This is a genomic window from Arthrobacter sp. BL-252-APC-1A (assembly GCF_009696625.1).
In the GTDB taxonomy this organism is placed as follows: Bacteria; Actinomycetota; Actinomycetes; order Actinomycetales; family Micrococcaceae; genus Arthrobacter_B.
Genome location: NZ_VULS01000010.1, coordinates 77,847 through 93,722 on the forward strand (window position 1 = coordinate 77,847; position 15,876 = coordinate 93,722).

13 protein-coding genes are annotated in these 15,876 nt (G+C 67.2%); 6 read left to right on the top strand and 7 right to left on the bottom strand.

Translation table 11 applies throughout. From position 1 onward, the window contains the following. Positions 1–8 precede the first annotated feature (8 nt). The 5 genes from FYJ28_RS14540 to FYJ28_RS14560 form a co-directional block, all read right to left on the bottom strand. Positions 9–1,208, bottom strand: coding sequence for an amidohydrolase family protein (locus FYJ28_RS14540; protein ID WP_154579847.1), 1,200 nt, complete (start codon positions 1,206–1,208; stop codon positions 9–11). 41 nt (positions 1,209–1,249) lie between these two features. Beyond that, on the bottom strand, positions 1,250–2,641 hold the full coding sequence (locus FYJ28_RS14545) for a formimidoylglutamate deiminase (RefSeq protein WP_326831747.1): 1,392 nt from the start codon (positions 2,639–2,641) through the stop codon (positions 1,250–1,252). Beyond that, positions 2,638–3,837, bottom strand: a complete 1,200-nt coding sequence (locus FYJ28_RS14550) for an allantoate amidohydrolase (RefSeq protein ID WP_154579792.1) — start codon at positions 3,835–3,837, stop codon at positions 2,638–2,640. The genes FYJ28_RS14545 and FYJ28_RS14550 overlap by 4 nt, the downstream gene beginning before the upstream one ends. Before the next feature lie 67 nt (positions 3,838–3,904). Further along, positions 3,905–5,578: a urocanate hydratase gene (hutU, locus tag FYJ28_RS14555; protein WP_154579793.1), complete on the bottom strand. Its 1,674-nt coding sequence runs from the start codon at positions 5,576–5,578 to the stop codon at positions 3,905–3,907. Between the two features lie 40 nt (positions 5,579–5,618). Continuing rightward, positions 5,619–6,275, bottom strand: a complete 657-nt coding sequence (locus FYJ28_RS14560; protein ID WP_154579794.1) for an IclR family transcriptional regulator — start codon at positions 6,273–6,275, stop codon at positions 5,619–5,621. A 253-nt stretch (positions 6,276–6,528) separates the two neighbouring features. On the opposite strand from FYJ28_RS14560, the gene FYJ28_RS14565 reads away from it, so the two are divergent. Both FYJ28_RS14565 and FYJ28_RS14570 read left to right on the top strand, forming a co-directional pair. Further along, positions 6,529–6,927, top strand: coding sequence for a DUF5956 family protein (locus FYJ28_RS14565; protein ID WP_154579795.1), 399 nt, complete (start codon positions 6,529–6,531; stop codon positions 6,925–6,927). A gap of 381 nt (positions 6,928–7,308) precedes the next feature. Beyond that, the gene (locus FYJ28_RS14570; RefSeq protein ID WP_154579796.1) at positions 7,309–8,790 is read left to right on the top strand and encodes an aldehyde dehydrogenase family protein; all 1,482 of its coding nucleotides are present in this window, start codon (positions 7,309–7,311) and stop codon (positions 8,788–8,790) included. Here FYJ28_RS14570 and FYJ28_RS14575 read toward each other — a convergent pair. Beyond that, on the bottom strand, positions 8,753–10,753 hold the full coding sequence (locus FYJ28_RS14575) for an FAD/NAD(P)-binding protein (RefSeq protein WP_154579797.1): 2,001 nt from the start codon (positions 10,751–10,753) through the stop codon (positions 8,753–8,755). The two genes, FYJ28_RS14570 and FYJ28_RS14575, sit on opposite strands and share 38 nt — an antisense overlap. 66 nt (positions 10,754–10,819) lie before the next feature. After that, positions 10,820–11,005 carry a hypothetical protein gene (locus FYJ28_RS14580; RefSeq protein ID WP_154579798.1) on the bottom strand — a complete coding sequence of 62 codons (186 nt, stop codon included), beginning with the start codon at positions 11,003–11,005 and terminating at the stop codon, positions 10,820–10,822. A gap of 334 nt (positions 11,006–11,339) precedes the next feature. Here FYJ28_RS14580 and FYJ28_RS14585 point away from each other — a divergent pair, with 334 nt between their 5' ends. The 4 genes from FYJ28_RS14585 to kdpC are packed head-to-tail and all read left to right on the top strand — an operon-like array spanning position 11,340 to position 15,874. Further along, a complete protein-coding gene (locus tag FYJ28_RS14585; RefSeq protein ID WP_154579799.1) occupies positions 11,340–11,429 on the top strand; it encodes a potassium-transporting ATPase subunit F in 90 nt (29 codons plus the stop codon). Next, a complete protein-coding gene (gene kdpA / locus FYJ28_RS14590; RefSeq protein WP_154579800.1) occupies positions 11,429–13,090 on the top strand; it encodes a potassium-transporting ATPase subunit KdpA in 1,662 nt (553 codons plus the stop codon). The genes FYJ28_RS14585 and kdpA overlap by 1 nt, the downstream gene beginning before the upstream one ends. 2 nt (positions 13,091–13,092) lie before the next feature. Next, positions 13,093–15,261, top strand: a complete 2,169-nt coding sequence (gene kdpB / locus FYJ28_RS14595; protein WP_154579801.1) for a potassium-transporting ATPase subunit KdpB — start codon at positions 13,093–13,095, stop codon at positions 15,259–15,261. A 16-nt stretch (positions 15,262–15,277) separates the two neighbouring features. Next, complete coding sequence (kdpC, locus tag FYJ28_RS14600; protein ID WP_055239844.1) at positions 15,278–15,874, top strand: potassium-transporting ATPase subunit KdpC; 597 nt, start codon at positions 15,278–15,280, stop codon at positions 15,872–15,874. The last annotated feature ends 2 nt before the right edge of the window (positions 15,875–15,876 follow it).

Sequence of the window (15,876 nt, forward strand, 5' to 3'; positions counted from 1 at the left end):
TCCCTGGCTTAGGCTCCGGCTTTCCCGGCGGCAATCCGTTCTCCGGCCCGCCAGACCGCACCGGTCAGCGGCATTCCGGGGCGGTAGGCAAGGTACGCAGCCGACGGCGCATTCAGCAGCTGGGCGTCCGCCCGGTGTCCGACGGCGAGGGACCCCACCGCCCGTTTCCCGTCGGCGTCCTCTCCCGCATGCCGGCGCAGGGCCAGCGCACCACCGTAGGTGGCTGCGCGCACCGCTTCGGTGATGCTGAGCTTCATCTGAAGCACTGCCGTGGCAACGCAGAACGCCATTGACGTTGTGTAGGACGTACCTGGGTTGCAGTTTGAGGCCAGCGCAATTTCGACGCCGGCGTCCAGCAGTTCCCGGCCCGGGGCCAGCGGCTGCCGGGTGGAGAGATCGCAGGCCGGCAGGCAGGTGGCCACGGTCCCCGGAGTTCCCGTCCCTGTGGAGGAGTTCCAGCCGGTCCAGGTTCCGGCGAGTGCGTCGATGTCCTGCGCAGACAGGTAGTTCACGTGATCCACGCTGGCCGCTCCGAATTCGGCCGCCAGCTGCACCCCGGCGCCAGGGCCAAGCTGGTTGCCGTGGACGCGCAGGCCCAGGCCGGCGTCCCGGCAGGCAGTGAGTACCCGGCGGGACTGTTCTTCGGTGAAGGCGCCGCGCTCGCAGAACACGTCGGCCCACTGCACGTAGGGCAGCACACCGGCGAGCATGGGACCGCAGACAAGGTCGGTGTATTCGTCGCCGTCCAGGCCGTCCGGGACCAGGTGCGCCCCCAGGTAGGTCACGTCATCCACCACGCTGGAAGCGATCCGGGCGCTGCGGGTTTCCTGCTCAACATCCAGCCCGTATCCGGTCTTGGTTTCCAGCCAGGTTGTTCCGCCTGCGGCGGCTTCGGCCCGGCGCGCCAGCAGCATCCGGGTGAGATCGTAGTCCCCGGCGGCACGCGTGGCTTCCATGGTCACGGCGATGCCGCCGGCACTGTAGCTCTCCCCCGCCATCCGGGCAGCGAACTCGGCGCTGCGGTCCCCGGCGAAGACCAGGTGTGTGTGCGAATCGACCCAGCCGGGAAGCATGGCCCGCCCGCCGGCGTCGACCATCCGGTCAGCGGCGGGGGCGGCGCCGGCGGAACCAAGCCAGCTGATGCGCTCGCCTTCGAACACCACCGCGGCATCCCGAATCACCGCGTCATCACCGCGGGCAGGATCCATGGTGGACAGTTCGCTGATGTTGGTAATCAGAATCGAGCCGCTCACCGCCGGCCCTCCTTTACGGGTTCTGCGGCGGGGGCGCTCCCAGCCAGATCGAGGTTCACGATGGCCGCGGCCAGCAGCGGACCAGGGTCTCCCAAGCGAAGGTGCCGCCCCCGGTCCGCTGCCGGAGCGCCGCCAATGACGACGGCGGTGACGTCCTGCGCGGTGGCGGTCAGTGCCAGCTGCGCCGGGTCGGATCCTGCGGTCCGGACGGTGTGCGGGTCTACCGCCATGAGGTCGCAGACCCTGCCCGGCGCGAAGCCCGGAGCGCGGCGGCCCTGGGCGGCAGCGCCGCCGTCGGACAGTGATGTGTGCAGGGCCGCGGGACTGAACCGCCCGCGGACTCCGGAGGACAGCCGTTCGCCATGTTCCAGGGCTCGCATCTCCAGCCACGGATCAAGCACTGCGTGCTGGTCTGAGCCAAGGGCGATCCGCGACCCGGCCCCGGCGAGTGCTGCAGCAGGTCCGATTCCGTCTGCGAGGTCCGCTTCGGTGCTGGGACACATTACGACTGTTGCTCCGGCGTCCCCGAGCAGCGCGATGTCTTCCGGAGCCAGATGCGTGGCGTGCACGGCGGACAGCCGGGGTCCCAGCAGGCCGTGCCGGTGCAGCAGCTGGACAGGGGTGAGGCCGGTCGCTTCGAGGCAGTCCTGGTTTTCGGCCGGCTGCTCGGAGACGTGGATGTGCAGTGGCAGTTCGGGGTCCAGTCCGGCGGCGATCGTCTGAAGCGCCTCCGCGGGAACCGCCCGCACGGAGTGCAGGGCCGCGCCGACGGAAACGTATGCCGGATCGAACTCCGCTTCAAAAGCGTGCCTCAGGTCTGTGAGCCGCTTGAGCCAGGCGTCTGCGCTGCCGTCGCTGAAGCGGATCTGTTCGGCCTTCAGCGGCTCACCGAATCCGCCGGACAGGTAGCAGGTGTCCAGCAGGGTCAAGCGGATTCCTGCGCTCTGGGCAGCACGCGCCAGTGCCAGTTCCATCGCATGGCCGGCATACGGCGTTCCGTCGGGGCGGTGGTGGACATAGTGGAACTCCGCTACGGAGGTGTAGCCGGCGGTGACCATTTCGGCGAAAACGGCGGTGGCCAGTTCCTCGTAAAGCACCGGGGTAAGCGTGCCGGCGGCGCGGTACATTTCCTGGCGCCAGGTCCAGAAACTCCCCGCTCCGCCGAGGTGTGTGCGGCCGCGCAGCGCCCGGTGGAAGGCGTGTGAGTGGGCGTTGGAGGCAGCCGGGAAAACGATTCCGTTCAGCACCAGGTCCCCCGGGCGCGCGTCGGTGCCGGTTTCAACGGAGGCCACGATGCCTCCGGAATCCACACTGAGCCGCACTCCGGCCTCCACCCGGCCGTCCCAGACGGCCTGTTCACACCAGACTGCCCTTGCCGGCCGGGTCACAACAGTGCCTCCAGGACGTCGGCAAGCGCCTGTGCAGAGTAGTCGGCGTCGACGTCTTCCACGTATTCCTTCGGCGAGTGCGAGATGCCGGAGGGATTGCGGACGAAGACCATGCCCGCCGGCACGTGTCCGGCCAGGATCCCCGCGTCATGCCCGGCACCGGTGGCCAGTACCGGAGCCTGCGGCAGGGCAAGCTGGAGCTGGCGCTGCAGGGCCGGGTCGAAGGACGTGGTGGGACTGAAGGACTCCTGCGCCAGTGAAACGGAGCAGCCTTCGAAGGCGGCGATCTTCTGCGCCTTTCCGTGGATGGTTTCCACCAGCTGCGCGGTGACGGCGTCTTCTTCATGCCGGGCATCGAGCCAGAGTTCCACCCGGGAAGCGATCACATTGGTGCCGCCCGGGACGGCCTGGATCCGGCCCACCGTGGCGCGCGCTCCGGGGAGGGCTGCCGCGGCCTGCTGCACGGCGGTGATGATCTGCGCCGCTGCCACCATGGGGTCTTCCCGGTCCTCCATCAGCGTGGTGCCGGCGTGGTTGCCCTGGCCGTGCACGGTGAGCTTCCAGCGGCCGTGGCCCAGGATCGAACTGCCGACGGCGACGGCCGGGCCGTCCTCACCGAGTCCGCGGCCCTGTTCCACGTGAAGTTCCACGAAGTCGCCGATCCGGGCCAGTGCTTCCTCGTCCCGGCCCAGGTGTTCCGGGTCCAGCCCGGCAGCGCGGGCGGCGTCCGCGAAGGTGGTGCCGCCGTCGTCGCGCAGGTAGCGCGCCTTGTCCGGGTCGATCGCACCGGTGAGTAGGCGGGATCCCAGGCAGGCGACGCCGAAGCGGGAGCCCTCTTCCTCGGGGAAGACCGTGATGGCCAGGGACCGGTTGGGCTGCACCCCGCGCTCTTTCAGAACGTCGACGGCGGCCAGGGCCGCGGCGATCCCCAGCGGTCCGTCGAACGCGCCGCCGCCGGGAACTGAATCCAAGTGGCTGCCGGTGACCAGTGCACCGTTCTGGGGTGCGCCCCACCAGGCCCACAGAATGCCGTTGCGGTCAGTCTCCACGTCGAGACCACGGGCCTGCGCTTCGGACACGAACCAGGAACGCAGGTCCGTCTCCGCCGCGGAGAAGACCGGACGGCTGTAACCGCCGCGCACCGGGTCGCGGCCGATGCCGGAGATCGCTTCGAGGAGGGTGGTAACTGCTGCCATGCTGGTGTCCTTGCCGGGGTTGGATCGGTGGTGCTGGTTCAAGCTTGGTATGGCCGGAGGCGCGGGCCTATTCGGCCATGGGGATGCGGACGCCGCGCTCTTTGGCGACCTGCGCCGCCTCGCCGTAGCCGGCGTCGACGTGCCGCATGACCCCAGTACCCGGGTCATTGGTGAGCAGCCGTTCGAGCTTGCGGGCGGCCAGTTCGGTGCCGTCCGCCACGGAAACCTGCCCGGCATGCAGCGACCGGCCGATCCCAACCCCGCCGCCGTGGTGGATGGAGACCCACGTGGCACCGGAGGACGTGTTCAGCAGGGCGTTGAGCAGCGGCCAGTCAGCGATCGCGTCGGAACCGTCCTTCATGGCCTCCGTTTCCCGGTACGGCGACGCGACCGATCCGGAGTCCAGGTGGTCGCGGCCAATCACGATCGGTGCGGACACCTTGCCTTCGGCGACCAGCCGGTTGAACAGCAGCCCGGCCTTGGCGCGTTCTCCGTAGCCCAGCCAGCAAATCCGGGCCGGCAGGCCCTCGAACTCGACATGTTCCGCGGCGGCGTCCAGCCAGCGGTGCAGGTGCTGCTTTTCCGGAAAGAGTTCCTTCAGCGCGGCGTCCGTGACGGCGATGTCCGCCGGGTCGCCGGAGAGCGCCACCCAGCGGAACGGCCCCATGCCCTCGCAGAACAGCGGCCGGATGTACGCGGGGACGAAGCCGGGGAAGTCGAAGGCCCGGTCATAGCCGCCCTGGCGGGCTTCGTCGCGGATCGAGTTGCCGTAGTCGAACACCTCGGCGCCGGCGTCCTGGAACCCGACCATGGCTTCAACGTGCCGGGCCATGGAAGCCTGGGCCTTCTTGGTGAAACCCACCGGATCGGCATCGGCTTCGCGGTGCCAGTCCTCCATGCGGATGCCTTCCGGGAGGTAGCTGAGCGGATCGTGCGCTGAGGTCTGGTCCGTGACGATGTCGAAGTCCGCACCATCGCCGGCGTTCCGGCGGCGGAGCAATTCGGGGAAGACCTCCGCGGCGTTGCCGACCAGGCCCACGGAGAGCGCCCGGCCTTCGGCCTTGGCCGCCATCACCTTGGCGAGGGCAGCGTCGAGGTCGGTCTCGACGTCGTCGAGGTAGCGTTTGCCGGCGCGGCGCTGCAGCCGGGACTCGTCGACGTCGACAATCAGTACCGCTCCGCCGTTGAGGGTGACGGCGAGCGGCTGTGCGCCGCCCATTCCGCCGCAGCCCCCGGTGAGCGTGGCGGTGCCGGCCAGGGTGCCGCCGAACCGCTTGTTCGCGATGACAGCGAAGGTCTCATACGTGCCCTGAAGGATGCCCTGCGTGCCGATATAGATCCACGACCCGGCGGTCATCTGTCCGTACATAGTCAGGCCTTCGGCTTCCAGCCGGCGGAACTCCGGCCAGGTGGACCAGTCCCCCACCAGGTTGGAGTTGGCGATCAGCACTCGCGGCGCCCACTCATTGGTGCGGAACACTCCCACGGGCTTGCCGGACTGGACCAGGAGGGTCTCGTCGTCGTCGAGAGTCTTCAGGGTGCGGACAATCGCGTCGAAGGATTCCCAGCTCCGGGCAGCCTTGCCGGTGCCGCCGTAGACCACCAGGTCCTCAGGCCGTTCGGCAACCTCGGGGTCCAGGTTGTTCATCAGCATCCGCAGGGGCGCTTCGGTCTGCCAGCTGCGGGCGTTCAGGCCGGTACCGCGCGGGGCACGGACGGTGCGCGGGGTGTTTTCGTTCATGGGGTTCTCCGTCGTCGTTGTCGGTTAGCCGGGTTGTTATTTAGCCGAGGGTTTGAACTGCGCTGGTTTCGGCTGTGAGGAGCTGGCAGATGTCCGCCAGGCGGTCGGGGGTGATGCGGTAGCTGGGTACCACGACGCTCATGGCTGCCACGGCTTTTCCGCCGGCAGTCAGCGGCACGGCGATCGCAGTGATATCCGGTTCGACGCCGTCGCTCACCACGGCGCAGCCGGTCCCGTTCACCTCGCCGCGCATTGCCTTTCCGGCTGCACTGGTTTCCAGATCGAAACGCCGGCCAACCCAGTTGGCGTGCCGGACGGACTGCGTGCCTTCGGAGATCGCAATGTAAAGGCCGTGGCCGCCCGCTGCCGGAATGCTGAGGTAGGTGGATTCACCGGTCTGATCCACGATCCGATCCATCGCGTCGCGGTAGGTGGCGATCAGGGATTCCGAGTTCAGGGCGAGGACTCCGAGCTGCACGACCGCCGGCCCGGGGCGGTAGGTCCCGTTCTCTTCCCGCCGCAGGAAGTCGGTTCCTTCCAGGGTGCGGAGCAGACGGAGTGCCGTGCTGGTGGACAGGCCTGCTGCCTTGGCCGCTTCGGACTGCGTTACAGCTCCCTGGCGGCACACGACGCTGAGCAGGGACAGTGCTCGCTCCACTGTCCGGGTGGTGCTGTCTGCCTTTGCTGCCTCGGCCATGCTGCTGCTTTCCTCGCGTGTTTCCTCGCCTGCGATATTGCCACCTAGTAAAACAGCAATTTCACTAGGTGGCTAGATTCGCAACGTACCTGGGCCTTCAATGAAGTTGTGCCACCGGCCTGCCGCTGATGCCGCGGCCGCTGCGTTTCCGCGTGCCCGGATCCGCGCTATGGTTGCGCCACCGGGCGGCACTTCACTGATCCGTCGCCCAGACCGGGGGGCCCTGATGGAGTTGTGGGATGACGTACCGATCATGGAGGACATGACCGGGTACGTACCGTTGCCGTACAGCTCTCGGCATTTCTTGATCGCCTACGCGGCCGGACCCGAGCTGCTGCGTCGTCGACGGGGTTCGCTGCAGGAGGCTGTTGGAACGTCAGAGGTTCTGGACGAAGATTTTGAACAGGACATCATTGAGCTGAATGATTCTGCTCTTGCTCAGGCAGGGATTCCGCCCGTTCCGCCAGGTTTCGTCTGGTTCCTTCGCCTGCCTCCGGGCGTGCACGATTCCGACGGGCTATGGACACGGCTGGACGAGCTTGCCCATCCCGTAATCGAACGGCTCGGCGGGGGAAATTTCGAGAGTGAGACCGCCGTTCTGAACGCCTACCGTGGCATCATGCAGCGTTTGTACGCGGACGGCGCGGCATAGGAATCCAGTTTGCCTCGGTCCTCGCTGAATCAAGCCCACATAGCGCCATCGCCCGAAACCCCCGGTGATATAACGTCGCTTAGCCCTCACCTGCCGAAACCCTCGGTGACTTGACGTCGCTTAAATTGACCCAAAACGACTTTTGCTCCCCGGAGGTTTCGGCAGGGAGGCCCATAAGGGCTTTATCTCCCCGAAGTTTGGAAGCCTGGCGGCCCGCAGGTTCCGCACGACGCCCGGGCAGCCATGGTGCGGCGCGGCGGGAATGCCGTCCCCAGAACAACCCAAGAGGCAAGATTCCCGGCCAGAACCGGGAACAAGAAGTAAGCATGCTTGGTTATACCCGGCATCGTCAGAAACGTACCCTCACAAAGGAGAACGCCCATGACCGCCGTAAACCCCGCAGCATCCGGATGGATCCCGGCCAAGCAGTTCATCGCCGGAGAGTGGCGCGAGGGCCGCTCCGAGAAAACGCTGCCGGACACGAATCCGTTCACGGGTGAAGAGCTACTCAGCCTGCCGCTGGCATCCATCGAAGACCTCAACGACGCCTACGAAAGCGCCCGCGAAGCCCAGCACGAGTGGGCAACCACTCCCCCGGCAGAACGCCGCCGCATCCTGGAACGGGCCGCTGAGATCCTGGATGAACGGCGCGATGAAATCGCCGCGTGGCTCGCCGCGGAATCCGGCAGCACGGTGGTGAAGGCCAGCCTCGAGATCGACTCAGCGATCGGCATCACGCGCGAAGCGGCGTCCTACCCGCACCGGGTCCACGGCCAGATCCTGGACTCCGACATTCCGGGCAAGGAAGACCGCGTCTACCGGGACCCGCTCGGCGTCGTCGGCGTGATCAGCCCCTGGAACTTCCCACTTCACCTCTCGCAGCGCTCGGTGGCACCCGCGCTGGCACTGGGCAACGCCGTCGTGCTGAAGCCCGCCAGTGATACGCCGGTCACCGGCGGCCTGCTGATCGCCAAGATCTTTGAAGAGGCAGGGCTGCCGGCCGGGGTGCTGAGCGTTGTTGCCGGAGCCGGCTCGGAGATCGGCGATGCATTCGTAGAGCACCCGGTCCCGTCCCTGATTTCGTTTACGGGCTCGACGGCGGTGGGCAAGAACGTCGGTGCACTCGCTGCCAGCGGTGAGCACCTGAAGCACACAGCGCTGGAGCTGGGCGGCAACGGCCCGTTTGTGGTCCTGGCTGACGCCGATGTGGACCAGGCCGTCCGTGCCGCGGTCATGGGCAAGTTCCTGCACCAGGGCCAGATCTGCATGGCGATCAACCGGATCATCGTTGAGGACGCCGTTCACGACGAGTTCGTGCAGAAGTTCACTGCGCACGTCCGTTCACTGTCTGCCGGAGACCCCACGGACCCGAAGACCGTGATCGGCCCAATCATCAACACGAAGCAGCTTGAGGGCCTGGAGGAGAAGATCAGCACCGCCAGCAACGAGGGCGCCACCGCCGTACTGGAAGGCAGCACCGAGGGCCAGGTACTCAGCCCGTGGATCTTCAGGGACGTGACTCCGGAGATGGAACTGGCCCGGGAGGAAATCTTCGGACCAATCGCCGGGATTCAGCGGGCACGCGACGCCGAGCATGCCCTGGAGCTGGCGAACGCCACCCCGCAGGGACTCTCCGGCGCGGTCTTCACCGAATCAGCCGAAAGCGGGCTGCGGTTCGCCCGCCGCATGCAGGTGGGCATGGCCCACGTGAATGACATGCCGGTCCACGACGAGGCTCACGTAGCCTTTGGCGGCGTGAAGAACTCCGGTCTCGGCCGGTTCAACGGCAGCTGGGCCATTGATGAGTTCACCAAGGACCAGACGCTTACGCTCCAGCACGAACCGCGGCAGTACCCGTTCTAGCCGGCAGTCCGCCGTCCCGGGGGATTCCTCCCCGGGACAGGACGGCGGCGGCAATGTCGTCGGCATCTCGCAGTGTCCGGGACCCGGCGTCGGCCGGGGCTCCGGACTCCGCTGCGATTGCCGTGCCCCACTGCACGGAAGAGAGCTGCAGTCCCAGCACGTACAGGTCCTCCTGCCGCTCGCCCTTCACATCGAGGGGCCGGTAAGGCGGCAGCGACACGTCCAGCCCGGGGGTAAGCACCGGTGTGCCGTCAGCGGCCATCATCACCTTCGCCCGTGCCTCGCCCCGGTGCAGCAGGTCCGCGAGCAGCGGGGAGAGCGTTGCGTTCACCCGGTTGGGCGGCATCATGGCTTCCACCAGCGTGCCGGCGGCATATTCGCCGGAGACCCAGGGAGACGACGCCGTGAAGACCCCGCGGGCCTCATCGACGTCGAACCGCGGGTCCGGGCCTACAAAGTGCACAAGTCCGGCACGGACCAGGGCGGCCAGCTGCTCGATTCGCTCCGGCGGCGGACCGGATGCCAGCCCTTCCACCAGGGGCTCGAACCAGCCACGCAGCTCGGTGAGCCAGGATTCTTCGGACAGCCCGCCGTCGGCCACCACTGACTTCAGCACGGAACGCCCAGCGTTCAGGGCGCCGATGGCCATCTTCAGCGGGTCGTCTTCTCCCTTGGCGGATCCGGCGGCGTCAGCTTCCAAATAGCGGAGGATCTCCGCGTCCAGTTCAGCGGCGTCAGCGAACGGACGGCGTCCCAGCGGCTGGGCCAGGGCCTCGAGGCTGGTCCGGTTCTCCGCCGGAACGCAGCGCTGGAGCACATCTTCCTTGGCGGCGTCCCAGTCCGGTCCGTCTATGTTCAGTGCGGCAACGAGTTCGGCCAGGAAGTCGGCGGCCGGAATGGACAGGCACTCCGGGGCAGTCCGTGCCAGCGTGGAGTAGTACGCCCAGACGGCGTCGCGGTGCAGCAGTGGCCAGAAGTCGTGGTCGAAGCCGGGCTGGATGCCCTGGGCGGCGAAGCTGCCGGCCGTCTCGTTGGTGAACCAGCGCAGCTTCACGCTGCGCGGCACGTACGTGTCCAGCTTGGCCTTGGCGCGGTAGGGCGTTCCACGGCGGGAGGCTGCAATCAGCACCGGTTCCCGGCCGGAAGGCTCGTAGCGCAGGGACCGCCCCGCCGGTTCACCGGTGGGCACGAACATTCCGCCGCGGCCCAGGGTGACGTGAGCCATGATGTCGAAGAAGTTCAGGCCGAGACCGCGGACCAGCACCGCTTCCCCGGCCGGCAGCACCGAGAAGTCAACGTCCGACGGAACAGCAGGCGGCAGATAGCGCAGCCCCAGCCGCGACGCAGCATCACTGAGCCTGGACTGCTCCGGTGTCAGTGCAGCGGGAAGATGGCCCATGGCCAGGACGACCGAGTCCGCGGCAAGCGGATCCTCGCCCGCCAGCTCAATCAGGAAACCGGCGCCGGAGCGGTGCAGGGCCAGCGCTTCGGCACGGTAATGGACGACGGCGGCACCCGCCTGGCCAGCTGCCTCCAGGAGGCGCGCGTAGGTCCACTCCAAATACCTGCCGTACAGGGCGCGGCTGGGGAAATCGGCCGGCCCGAGCCGGGCTACTTCCTCCCGGTCCCCGGAGCTCAGTGACGGAGCAGGAGCCGCTGCCATGCGGCGGATCCACTGCTCCAGGGAAAGCCCTGTAGCCGAGGGCGCAAGTTCTTCGGCCGTTCGCCCTGCGGGGACCACTGTGGGGAACAGGCAGGGAGTGTTCATGAGGAACTGCCTGGACTGGGTAGTGCGCCAAACGTGCCCGGGACCGGGGTTAAAGGGGTCAACCATGAAGACCTCGAGTACCGGGCGGTCTTCGACGGGAAGGTCGCGGTAACGGGCGAGGATCCGGTCAAGGACCGAGACGCCGCGCGGACCGGCACCGATCACGGCAACGCGGAGAGTTTGGCCTTTGTCCATGCCTCTAGGGTATCCGCCGGTATGCGTTGACCTGCGCGGAGACCGCCGTCCCGGGTCACGCCCGGCTCAGGTGAAGGACAGGAAGATGAAGACCGCGGCAACGAAGACTCCCAGGATCCAGAACCACCGGTTGACCCGTTTCCGGCCTTCGACGTCCTCCACCGGAATCCGGGACCCCCGGAAAATGAGGACGATCAGGATAACGGCGGCGATGATCCCGGCCAGCGGGAGCATGAGGACGAGGATCGACACAGCAGTTCCTCTCGCGGGTGGTCTGTGTTCCCGAAACACTACGTTGCGGACCCGGGCCGGAGAACGGCGCACCCGCCGGGAGCAGGCCCTGTGCCCCGATCTGCATGGTTTCCGTTATGTTCGGCCGGTCCTGCGTTAGGAATCCGTGAGGATTCCGAAAACCTCGCCTCAGCAGGTTTCTACTCGTGTCTGCGCTTACTGCGCCTTCCCGCCGGCCAGGTGGGAAGAGACTCGAGTTTTGTTGGGGGAACCCCTTGCTGGATGCACTGATAATCGCGGGAACGGCGGCCTTGTTCGCTGGTCTTGCCCTGCTGGCCCGGGCGGTGGAGAGGCTGTGACGTTCACCGATTACGCCGCCGTGATCCTGGCATCCGCCTCGGCAGTCTATGTACTGGCGGCGCTGATCCGGCCGGAGAAGTTCTGATGGCGGGCTGGCTGGCGCTGGGCCAGTTCCTCGCCGTCGCCCTGGTCCTGGCTCTGGCGCACAGACCTCTCGGGGACTACATGGCACATGCCTACACCTCCCCGAAGGACCTCGCTCCCGAACGCGGTTTTTACCGGCTGCTGGGCGTCGCCCCACGCTCGGGGCAGACCTGGCAGTCCTATCTGCGTTCCGTCCTGCTTTTCTCGGCACTGGGCGTCCTGGCGCTGTACCTGCTGCAGCGGCTCCAGCCGCTGCTTCCCGCTTCGCTGGGACTGCCCGCTGTTCCGGAGGGTCTGTCCTTCAACACGGCGGTGTCCTTCGTAACCAATACCAACTGGCAGTCCTATTCGCCGGAAGCCACAATGGGCTACGCCGTCCAAGCGACGGGCCTGGCGGTGCAGAACTTCCTTTCCGCCGCCGTCGGGCTCTGCGTGGCCATTGCCCTGGTGCGGGGCTTCGCCGGCCGCGGCGCACAAACCATCGGCAATTTCTGGGTGGATCTCACCCGGTCCATCACCCGAATCCTGTTGCCCGGTGCGGCACTGGGCGCACTGATTCTGCTGCTGGGCGGCGTCATCCAGAACTTCACCGGTTTCACCGAGGTTTCAATCCTGGCCGGAGGCACCCAGAGCATCCCGGGCGGTCCGGTGGCCACGCAGGAAGCGATCAAGCTGCTGGGCACCAACGGCGGCGGATTCTTCAATGCCAACTCCGCCCACCCGTTCGAGAACCCGAACGCGTTTACCAACCTGGTCTCCGTGCTGCTGATGCTCATTCTCCCGTTCTCGCTGCCCCGCACATTCGGCACCATGATCGGCGACCGCCGGCAGGGGTACGCCATCCTCGCCGCCATGGCGGGCATCTTCATGCTGTCCGTGGCGGCCATGACGGCGTTTGAGTTCGCTGCTGCGGACGGAACCGCCGGTGCCATGGAAGGCAAGGAAACCCGCTTCGGCGTCTCCGGCTCCACCCTGTTCGGCAGCACCAGCACCCTGACCTCCACCGGTGCCGTGAACTCCATGCATGACAGCTTCGGAGCCCTCGGCGGCATGATGGCCATGCTGAACATGATGCTCGGCGAGATTGCCCCGGGCGGGGTGGGTTCCGGGCTCTACGGCATGCTGGTGCTGGCCGTCGTCGCGGCCTTCATTTCCGGGCTGCTGGTCGGCCGGACCCCCGAGTACCTGGGCAAGAAGATCGGTCCGCGGGAGATCAAGCTGGCCTGCCTGTACGTGCTGGCCATGCCCGCGCTGGTCCTCGCCGGCACGTCCCTGAGCTTTGCCCTGCCGGGCATCCGGGCGGAAATCGAAGAGACGTCCATGCTGAACACCGGCCCGCACGGCTTCAGCGAGGTCCTTTACGCGTTCACTTCCGCAGCCAACAACAACGGTTCGGCCTTCGCCGGGCTGACTGCCAATACGCCGTGGCTGAACACTGCGCTGGGCCTGGCCATGCTGCTGGGCCGGTTCCTGCCAATCATCTTCGTCCTGGCGCTCGCCGGGACCCTGGCCGCGCAGGGCAAGGTCCCGGTAACGGCAGGGACCCTGCCTACCCACCGGCCGCAGTCAGTGCTGATGCTCAGCGGCGTCACCGTGCTTGTCACCGCCCTCACTTTCTTTCCCGTACTCGCGCTGGGTCCCCTGGCAGAAGGACTGATCTGACCATGTCCATCATCACCAAACACCGCCGCCCCCAACCCGGGAGCGCAAAGGCGCCCATTGCCCCGCGGCCGGCAGCCGCAGCAGGCTTCTCCTGGCGCCAGGCCGCCGCGGCCTTCCCGCTGGCCCTGCGCAAACTCGACCCGCGCCGCATGTGGCGCACCCCGGTCATGTTCATCGTGGAGGCCGGAGCGGTCCTCATCACCACCGTGGCGGTGTCGGAGTCCTTTACCGGCGTCTCCCCCAGCTCCGGCGGGTCATCCGTGCCGGAGGGGTTCACCTGGCTGGTCGCCCTCTGGCTTTGGCTGACCGTCCTCTTCGCCAACCTCGCCGAGGCAGTTGCTGAAGGCCACGGCAAGGCACAGGCAGCTGCCCTGAGGGCCACCCGCAGCACCACTGCCGCCAGACGAATCCGCGGTTATGATCCTCAGTCCGATCCCGCCGCGCTCGGCTCCCCCGTGGAGGACGTTGCCTCAGCCGACCTGCGGCTGGACGACGTCGTGATTGTAAGCGCGGGGGAAGTGATCCCCGGCGACGGGGACATCATCCACGGCATTGCTGCCGTGGATGAGTCCGCGATCACCGGAGAATCCGCCCCGGTAGTGCGCGAATCCGGCGGCGACCGGTCGGCAGTCACTGGAGGCACCCGCGTGCTCTCGGACCGGATCATTGTCCGCATCACCAGCCGTCCGGGAGAAACGTTCGTGGACCGGATGATCGGACTGGTGGAAGGCGCCAAGCGGCGGAAAACGCCCAACGAGGTGGCCCTGGACATCCTGCTCTCCACCCTCACCCTGGTCTTCCTGCTGGTGGTGCTGACGCTAAACCCGATGGCCTCATACGCCGGCGCCACCATCAGCATTCCGGTTCTGATCGCCTTGCTGGTCTGCCTGATTCCAACGACGATCGGCGCCCTGCTCTCTGCCATCGGCATCGCGGGAATGGACCGCCTGGTCCAGCACAACGTGCTGGCCATGTCCGGCCGCGCCGTCGAAGCCGCGGGCGACGTGACCACCCTGCTGCTCGATAAGACCGGCACCATCACCTACGGGAACCGGCAGGCGGCCGAGTTCATCCCCGTGGCCGGAGCGGACGCGGAGGAACTTATCCGCACCGCAGCATTGTCTTCGGCGCTCGACCCCACGCCGGAAGGCCGCTCCATTGTTGATCTGGCGGCCTCCCGCGGAGTCGTTGCCACGGCTCCTGCGGACGCCGAAGGTATTCCGTTCACTGCGCAGACCCGCATGAGCGGACTGGACTTCGCGGACGGGTCCAGCATCCGCAAAGGCGCCGGCTCGGCGGTCATCGACTGGGCCGCGGAAAGCGACGGAGTTGAGGTCTCCGTCCTGGCCGACCTCACCTACCGGGTAGACACGGTTTCCGCTGCCGGCGGCACCCCGCTGGTGGTCGCGGAACGGGACACCGCAGGCGTGTCCCGGATTCTCGGCGTCGTCTACCTGAAGGACGTGGTGAAACAGGGCCTGAAGGAGCGCTTCGCCGAACTGCGCCGGATGGGCATCCGCACGGTGATGGTCACCGGAGACAACCCGCGCACTGCCAAGGCGATCGCTGCGGAAGCCGGGGTTGATGATTATCTTGCTGAAGCGACTCCGGAAGACAAGATCGCCCTGATTCGCCGTGAGCAGGATGGCGGACGGCTTGTAGCGATGACCGGGGACGGCACCAATGACGCCCCGGCCCTGGCCCAGGCGGACGTCGGTGTCGCAATGAACACGGGAACCTCCGCGGCGAAGGAAGCCGGAAACATGGTGGACCTGGATTCGGACCCCACCAAGCTGATCGATATCGTCCGGATCGGCAAGCAGCTGCTCATCACCCGCGGTGCCCTGACCACGTTCTCGATCGCCAACGACGTCGCCAAGTACTTCGCGATCATTCCGGCAATGTTCGTGGGCCTGTTCCCGGGGCTGGAGGTCCTGAACGTCATGAACCTTCATTCGCCTGCCTCCGCGATCCTGTCCGCACTCGTCTTCAACGCCGTCGTCATCCTGGCGCTGATCCCGCTCGCCCTGCGCGGAGTAAAGTACCGGGCCACCGGTGCCACCGCCGTCCTCAACCGCAACCTGCTGGTCTTCGGCGTGGGCGGCGTGGTGGCCCCGTTCCTGGGCATCAAACTGATCGACCTCGCCGTCTCCCTGCTTCCCGGCTTCTAGAACCAAAGGACTGAACATGACCACGCTTCGTTCCACGGCCCGGCAGCTCGCCGTAGCCGCCAAAGCCCTGGCGGTCTTCACCCTGCTCCTTGGCATCGGCTACCCGGCGCTCGCCACTGCCGCGGCCCAGGCCGCTCTCCCCCACCGCGCCAACGGCTCCCCGGTGACCGTCGACGGCGCCGCGGCCGGCTCAGCCCTGCTCGGCCAGTCCTTCACTGACGGTGCGGGCGCTGCCCTGCCGGAGTGGTTCCAGTCCCGGCCGGGAACTTACGACGGCGCTGCCTCCGGGGGCAGCAACCTGGGGCCTTCCAGCCCGGAACTGGCAGCCCAAATCGAGGAGCGCCGCCAGGCCGTTGCTGCCCTTGAATCAGTCCCCGCCGAAGACGTTCCCGCTGATGCGCTTACAGCCTCCGCCTCGGGCCTGGACCCGCACATCAGCCCGGAGTACGCCTACCTCCAGGTGCCGCGCGTGGCGGAGGCGCGGGGGCTGCCCGAACCGGACGTGCGTGCACTGGTGGACGATGCGGTAGCCGGCCGCACGGCAGGAATCCTGGGCGAGCCAACCGTAAACGTGTTGGAACTGAACATCGCGCTGCTGGAGCTGGACACTTAGGC

Excerpts from the sequence above, each read along its gene's own strand:
- FYJ28_RS14540 (WP_154579847.1), bottom strand. The coding sequence starts at position 1,208 with ATGGATCCTGCCCGCGGTGATGACGCGGTGATTCGGGATGCCGCGGTG.
- FYJ28_RS14550 (WP_154579792.1), bottom strand. The coding sequence starts at position 3,837 with ATGGCAGCAGTTACCACCCTCCTCGAAGCGATCTCCGGCATCGGCCGC.
- hutU (WP_154579793.1), bottom strand. The coding sequence starts at position 5,578 with ATGAACGAAAACACCCCGCGCACCGTCCGTGCCCCGCGCGGTACCGGC.
- FYJ28_RS14560 (WP_154579794.1), bottom strand. The coding sequence starts at position 6,275 with ATGGCCGAGGCAGCAAAGGCAGACAGCACCACCCGGACAGTGGAGCGA.
- FYJ28_RS14565 (WP_154579795.1), top strand. The coding sequence starts at position 6,529 with ATGGAGGACATGACCGGGTACGTACCGTTGCCGTACAGCTCTCGGCAT.
- FYJ28_RS14570 (WP_154579796.1), top strand. The coding sequence starts at position 7,309 with ATGACCGCCGTAAACCCCGCAGCATCCGGATGGATCCCGGCCAAGCAG.
- FYJ28_RS14575 (WP_154579797.1), bottom strand. The coding sequence starts at position 10,753 with ATGGACAAAGGCCAAACTCTCCGCGTTGCCGTGATCGGTGCCGGTCCG.
- kdpA (WP_154579800.1), top strand. The coding sequence starts at position 11,429 with ATGGCGGGCTGGCTGGCGCTGGGCCAGTTCCTCGCCGTCGCCCTGGTC.
- kdpB (WP_154579801.1), top strand. The coding sequence starts at position 13,093 with ATGTCCATCATCACCAAACACCGCCGCCCCCAACCCGGGAGCGCAAAG.
- kdpC (WP_055239844.1), top strand. The coding sequence starts at position 15,278 with ATGACCACGCTTCGTTCCACGGCCCGGCAGCTCGCCGTAGCCGCCAAA.